Source organism: Enterobacter cloacae complex sp. S2, from assembly GCF_015159675.1.
Taxonomy (GTDB): domain Bacteria; phylum Pseudomonadota; class Gammaproteobacteria; order Enterobacterales; family Enterobacteriaceae; genus Enterobacter; species Enterobacter intestinihominis.
The window spans coordinates 20,602-27,482 of the sequence record NZ_JADDTS010000040.1; the positions used below are offsets into that span (position 1 = coordinate 20,602).

Below are 6,881 nucleotides of genomic sequence, written 5' to 3' on the forward strand. Positions count from 1 at the left end.
GCAAGGGGAAACGATGAAACGTACAGGGTTAGCCGTGGCGCTCGCGCTCGGCATGATGACGCACGGCGTAATGGCGAAAACGCTTAATGTGGTGACCAGCTTTTCCATCCTGGGAGACATCACGCAGCAGGTTGGCGGCGATCGTGTGAAGGTGACGACGCTGGTGGGGCCGGACGGTGATCCCCATACTTTCGAACCCTCGCCCAAAGACAGCGCGGCGCTGAGTAAAGCCGACGTGGTGGTGGTCAATGGGCTGGGGCTGGAAGGCTGGCTCGATCGTCTGGTGAAAGCCTCCGGATTCAAAGGCCAGCTGGTGGTTGCTTCGGACGGCGTGAAAACGCACACGCTGGAAGAGGACGGTAAAACCGTGACCGATCCGCACGCGTGGAACAGCGCGGCGAACGGCGCGCTGTATGCGCAAAATATTCTCTCAGGGCTGGTGAAGGCCGATCCTGAAGATACGGCGGCGCTTGAAGCTACCGGTAAACCCTATATTGCGCATCTCTCTCAGCTGGACGGTTGGGCTAAAAAGCGTTTCAGCGACATCCCACAGGCGAAGCGCAAAGTGCTGACCAGCCACGACGCTTTCGGCTATTTCAGCCGCGCCTACGGCGTGACGTTTATGGCGCCTCAGGGGCTGTCGTCTGAGAGTGAAGCCAGCGCGGCGCAGGTAGCGGAGATCATCAATCAGATTAAAGCTGACGGTGTGAAAACCTGGTTTATGGAAAACCAGCTTGATCCGCGCCTGGTGAAGCAGATTGCGACCGCCACGGGCGCCCAGCCGGGCGGTGAACTTTACCCGGAAGCGCTGTCCGCGAAGGGCGGCGTGGCGGACACCTACGTCAAGGCGTTTCGCCACAATGTAGACACCCTCGCTAACAGCATGAAATAAGCGTCTCTCTGGCCGGTGCGCCCGCATCGGCTTTTTTCTGAAGCCCCCTCGTAAAACCCGACGCGCATCCCCATATTTGATGAGAAAGTGCTATCTTGTGCTGCATGTTTTTCTAAGGCCTGGAGCGAGAATGACTGACCATGAATTGATGCAGCTAAGCGAAGTGGTGGGGCTGGCGCTGAAACAGCGCGGCGCGACTCTTACGACCGCAGAATCCTGCACCGGCGGCTGGGTGGCGAAAGCAATTACCGATATTGCTGGCAGTTCCGCCTGGTTTGAACGCGGCTTTGTGACCTACAGTAACGAGGCTAAAGCGCAGATGATTGGCGTGCGTGAAGCCACGCTTGAGCAGCATGGCGCGGTCAGCGAGCCGGTGGTGATCGAAATGGCGATTGGCGCGCTGAAAGAGGCGCGCGCAGATTACGCTATCTCCATCAGCGGTATCGCGGGGCCGGACGGCGGCAGCGACGTGAAGCCTGTCGGCACCGTCTGGTTTGGCTTTGCCACCTCAAAAGGTGAAGGGATCACCCGCCGGGAATGCTTCGGCGGCGATCGCGAAAGCGTGCGTCGTCAGGCAACGGAATACGCGTTAAAAACGCTCTGGCAACAATTTCTACAAAATACTTGATACTGTATGACTATACAGTATAATTGCCTCAACAGAACAGAAGTCCATGGTGAAGCGCAGTTGCTTCTCCCGGCATGACAGGAGTAATAATGGCTATCGACGAAAACAAACAGAAAGCGTTGGCGGCAGCACTGGGCCAGATCGAAAAGCAATTCGGTAAAGGCTCCATCATGCGCCTGGGTGAAGACCGTTCCATGGATGTGGAAACTATCTCCACTGGTTCGCTTTCTCTTGATATCGCACTGGGCGCTGGCGGTTTGCCGATGGGCCGTATCGTAGAAATCTACGGTCCGGAATCCTCGGGTAAAACCACCCTGACGTTGCAGGTTGTTGCGGCGGCACAGCGCGAAGGTAAAACCTGTGCGTTTATCGATGCCGAGCACGCGCTGGACCCGGTCTATGCCCGTAAACTGGGCGTTGATATCGACAACCTGCTGTGCTCCCAGCCGGACACCGGCGAGCAGGCCCTGGAAATTTGTGACGCGCTGGCGCGCTCAGGTGCGGTTGACGTGATCATCGTCGACTCCGTTGCGGCGCTGACGCCAAAAGCAGAAATTGAAGGTGAAATCGGTGACTCTCACATGGGCCTCGCGGCACGTATGATGAGCCAGGCGATGCGTAAGCTGGCGGGTAACCTGAAGCAGTCCAATACGCTGCTGATCTTCATCAACCAGATCCGTATGAAAATTGGTGTAATGTTCGGTAACCCGGAAACCACCACCGGCGGTAACGCTCTGAAATTCTACGCTTCTGTCCGTCTGGATATCCGCCGTATCGGCGCGGTGAAAGAGGGGGATAACGTCGTCGGTAGCGAAACCCGCGTGAAGGTTGTGAAGAACAAAATCGCAGCACCGTTCAAACAGGCTGAGTTCCAGATCCTCTACGGCGAAGGTATCAACTTCCTCGGCGAGCTGGTTGACCTGGGCGTGAAAGAGAAGCTGATTGAAAAAGCGGGCGCATGGTACAGCTACAACGGTGACAAGATTGGTCAGGGTAAAGCGAATGCTATCTCCTGGCTGAAAGAGAACCCGGCGGCGGCGAAAGAGATTGAGAAGAAGGTGCGTGAACTCCTGCTGAGCAACCAGGACTCTAAACCTGATTTCGTGGTCGACGGCGCGGATGCTGAAGAAACCAACGAAGACTTTTAATCCTCTCGGATAAAAATGAAGGGCTGCTGATGCGGCCCTTTTTGCATTTCTGAATCGACAGGTTTTTTATGAGTGAACCGACATCACGCCGACCAGCCTACTCACGCTTGCTGGATCGGGCCGTGCGTATTCTTGCCGTGCGTGACCATAGTGAACAGGAGCTGCGGCGGAAACTGTCAGCGCCCGTCATGAGCAAAAACGGTCCGGAAGACATTGATGCCACCGCGGAAGATTATGACCGCGTGGTTGCCTGGTGCTACGAGCATCACTATCTGGATGACGGCCGTTTTGCCGCTCGCTTTCTTGCCAGCCGTGGTCGTAAAGGCTATGGGCCAGCGCGTATCCGCCAGGAGCTGAACCAGAAAGGTGTAGCCCGTGAATCGATTGAAAAAGCCATGCGCGAAAGTGAAATCGACTGGTGCGAACTGGCGCGTGAGCAGGCGGTACGAAAGTACGGTGAGCCGCTGCCGCGTGAATTTTCAGAAAAAGTTAAAATCCAGCGCTTTTTGCTCTACCGCGGCTTCCTGATGGAAGATATTCAGGATATCTGGCGTAATTTTACCGATTGAACGCATGCGGGATTTTACTTCCCACTAAAGAAAACTTATCTTATTCCCACTTTTTCCAGTAGCTGGTCCGTCCAACTGTTTACAGATACAGATCTGCTGCGACATTTCGTTAGCTTGATTTCAGGATAATTATGAGCAAGAGCACCGCTGAGATCCGTCAGGCGTTTCTCGATTTTTTCCATAGTAAGGGACACCAGGTTGTTGCCAGCAGCTCCCTGGTACCGAACAATGACCCGACTCTGCTGTTTACCAACGCCGGGATGAACCAGTTCAAGGATGTGTTCCTTGGTCTCGACAAGCGTAATTATTCCCGCGCCACAACCTCACAGCGTTGCGTGCGTGCGGGCGGTAAACACAACGATCTGGAAAACGTCGGTTACACCGCGCGCCACCATACTTTCTTCGAAATGCTGGGTAACTTCAGCTTCGGCGACTACTTCAAACACGACGCCATTCAATATGCGTGGGAACTGCTGACCGGTGAAAACTGGTTTAATCTGCCGAAAGAGCGTCTGTGGGTGACCGTGTATGAGACCGATGACGAAGCGTTCGACATCTGGGAAAAAGAAGTGGGTATCCCTCGCGAACGTATCATCCGTATCGGTGACAACAAAGGCGCGCCTTACGCGTCTGATAACTTCTGGCAGATGGGTGACACCGGCCCTTGCGGTCCGTGCACCGAGATCTTCTACGATCATGGTGACCACATCTGGGGCGGCCCTCCGGGAAGCGCGGAAGAAGATGGCGATCGCTACATTGAGATCTGGAACATTGTCTTCATGCAGTTCAACCGTCAGGCCGACGGCACCATGGAGCCGCTGCCAAAACCGTCCGTAGATACCGGTATGGGTCTTGAGCGTATCGCGGCCGTTCTGCAACACGTTAACTCCAACTATGAGATTGACCTGTTCAGCACCCTGATCAAAGCCGTTGCCGAAGTGACGGGCGCAACCGATCTGAACAACAAATCACTGCGCGTTATCGCAGACCATATTCGTTCTTGTGCGTTCCTGATTGCTGACGGCGTTATCCCGTCGAATGAAAACCGTGGCTATGTGCTGCGTCGTATCATTCGTCGTGCGATCCGTCATGGCAACATGCTGGGCGCGAAGGACACCTTCTTCTATAAACTCGTTGGGCCACTGATTGGCGTGATGGGCTCTGCCGGTGACGAGCTGAAACGCCAGCAGGCGCAGGTTGAACAGGTTCTGAAAACCGAAGAAGAGCAGTTTGCCCGTACGCTGGAGCGCGGACTGGCGCTGCTGGACGACGAGCTGGCGAAACTCAAGGGCGACACGCTGGATGGCGAAACCGCTTTCCGCCTGTACGACACCTACGGCTTCCCGGTTGACCTGACGGCGGACGTTTGCCGCGAGCGCAACATCAAAGTTGACGAAGCAGGCTTTGAAGCCGCAATGGAAGAGCAGCGTCGTCGTGCGCGTGAATCCAGCGGTTTTGGCGCGGACTACAACGCGATGATCCGCGTTGATAGCGCGTCTGAATTTAAAGGCTACGAAGAGCTGGCTCTGACCAGCAACGTGACCGCGCTGTTTGTTGACGGTAAAGCCGTAGACAGCATTAGCGCAGGTCAGGACGCGGTTGTTATCCTGGATAAAACACCGTTCTATGCGGAATCCGGCGGCCAGGTTGGCGATAAAGGCGAACTGAAAGGCAATGGCTTCAGCTTCAGCGTAAGCGATACCCAGAAATACGGTCAGGCAATTGGTCACCAGGGCAAACTGGTTTCCGGTTCTCTGAAAGTGGGCGAGGGCGTTCAGGCCAACGTTGACGAAGCTCGCCGCGCGCGCATTCGTCTGAACCACTCGGCAACCCACCTGATGCACGCAGCCCTGCGCGAAGTGCTAGGTACGCATGTTGCACAGAAAGGTTCTCTGGTTAACGACAAAGTGCTGCGTTTTGACTTCTCGCATTTTGAAGCGATGAAGCCGTCTGAAATTCGTGCGGTGGAAGACCTGGTGAATGCCCAGATCCGCCGCAACCTGCCAATCGAAACCCACATCATGGATCTTGAGGCAGCGAAGAAGAAAGGTGCGATGGCGCTGTTTGGCGAGAAATATGACGACCGCGTTCGCGTGCTGAGCATGGGCGACTTCTCTACCGAACTGTGTGGCGGTACTCACGCATCCCGCACCGGTGACATCGGCTTGTTCCGCATCGTTTCCGAGTCGGGTACGGCGGCAGGCGTGCGTCGTATTGAGGCGGTGACCGGGGAAGGTGCAATTGCCAGCCTGCATGCGCAGAGCGACCAGCTGCACGAGATCGCGCAGCTGCTGAAAGGCGATAGCCAGAACCTGGGCGAGAAAGTGCGTGTCGCGCTGGATCGTACCCGTCAGTTGGAAAAAGAACTCCAGCAGCTGAAAGAACAGGCTGCGGCGCAGGAGAGCGCAAACCTCTCCAGCAAAGCGGTAGACATTAAGGGCGTCAAACTGCTGGTCAGCGACCTGGCGGGCGTTGAGCCTAAGATGCTGCGTACCATGGTCGACGATCTGAAGAACCAGCTTGGTTCGACGGTTATCGTGCTGGCAACGGTCGCAGAGGGTAAGGTTTCTCTGATTGCGGGCGTCTCTAAGGATGTGACGGATCGTGTCAAAGCAGGGGAACTGATTGGCATGGTCGCCCAGCTGGTGGGTGGCAAAGGTGGCGGTCGTCCGGACATGGCGCAAGCCGGTGGTACGGATGCGGCGGCACTTCCCGCGGCATTAGCCAGCGTTGAAAGCTGGGTAAGCGCGAAACTGTAATAACTACAAAGCACAAGCAGACGCCATAGCGGTAACGTTATGGCGTCTTGCTCACTGCGCTATCGATAACGATAAAGTCAGGTTGAGTTTGTGTATATCGGCTAAACTTACGTTTAACAGAATGTGATGCCGTGACTGCTTACACTTTACGTGTTTGTCATCGCTTACTTTTTGGCGTTATATGATGGATAATGCCGGGATACAAGAGACCCGACTCTTTTAATCTTTCAAGGAGCAAAGAATGCTGATTCTGACTCGTCGAGTTGGTGAGACCCTCATGATTGGGGATGAGGTCACCGTGACAGTTTTAGGGGTAAAGGGTAACCAGGTACGTATTGGTGTTAACGCTCCTAAAGAAGTATCTGTCCACCGTGAAGAGATCTACCAGCGTATCCAGGCTGAAAAATCCCAGCAGTCCAGTTACTGATATTGTCGCGTCTCGCTGTCGGGCGAGACGCAACCCTCCCGCTATTTTTCCTGCATAAAGTTACCGTTCTATTTCAAACGCTTCGTTTTTGACCACTCTCATAATCTTATCTCATCCAAATGACGCGCTTCTCTCAACACAATTCTGTGAAGATGCCTGCAAAATCCGCTTATAAAACACTCTCTTTGCGGCTTTTACATGCGAATTGCGTGCGAATTGTGCAAACGAAAAAAGCATGTGGAAAATTGTTTGACTTATAAGTCCCAGAAAGTAATATATGCGCCACGCAGCGACGAGAAGCTCTTAACGAGTTGCTCGAAGCACTCGAAAGAGGCGTTGTGTGGTGAGGTGGCCGAGAGGCTGAAGGCGCTCCCCTGCTAAGGGAGTATGCGGTCAAAAGCTGCATCCGGGGTTCGAATCCCCGCCTCACCGCCATTTTGCATCCGTAGCTCAGCTGG

6 protein-coding genes and 1 tRNA gene are annotated in these 6,881 nt (G+C 54.7%); all 7 read left to right on the plus strand.

Features of this window, described 5'->3' with window-relative positions; all coding sequences use genetic code 11:
• Positions 1-13 precede the first annotated feature (13 nt).
• Entirely contained in the window at positions 14-892 is an 879-nt protein-coding gene (locus IPZ49_RS18495) for a metal ABC transporter substrate-binding protein (RefSeq protein WP_045621630.1), read from the plus strand.
• Between the two features lie 130 nt (positions 893-1,022).
• A complete protein-coding gene (pncC, locus tag IPZ49_RS18500; RefSeq protein ID WP_063146450.1) occupies positions 1,023-1,520 on the plus strand; it encodes a nicotinamide-nucleotide amidase in 498 nt (165 codons plus the stop codon).
• Positions 1,521-1,609: 89 nt separating this feature from the next.
• A complete protein-coding gene (gene recA / locus IPZ49_RS18505; protein WP_022649140.1) occupies positions 1,610-2,668 on the plus strand; it encodes a recombinase RecA in 1,059 nt (352 codons plus the stop codon).
• Between the two features lie 68 nt (positions 2,669-2,736).
• A complete protein-coding gene (recX, locus tag IPZ49_RS18510) occupies positions 2,737-3,237 on the plus strand; it encodes a recombination regulator RecX (protein WP_017382782.1) in 501 nt (166 codons plus the stop codon).
• Positions 3,238-3,368: 131 nt separating this feature from the next.
• A complete protein-coding gene (gene alaS / locus IPZ49_RS18515) occupies positions 3,369-5,996 on the plus strand; it encodes an alanine--tRNA ligase (protein WP_063146449.1) in 2,628 nt (875 codons plus the stop codon).
• A 241-nt stretch (positions 5,997-6,237) separates the two neighbouring features.
• Complete coding sequence (csrA, locus tag IPZ49_RS18520; RefSeq protein ID WP_000906486.1) at positions 6,238-6,423, plus strand: carbon storage regulator CsrA; 186 nt, start codon at positions 6,238-6,240, stop codon at positions 6,421-6,423.
• A gap of 342 nt (positions 6,424-6,765) precedes the next feature.
• Positions 6,766-6,858, plus strand: a tRNA-Ser gene (locus tag IPZ49_RS18525).
• Positions 6,859-6,881 lie beyond the last annotated feature (23 nt).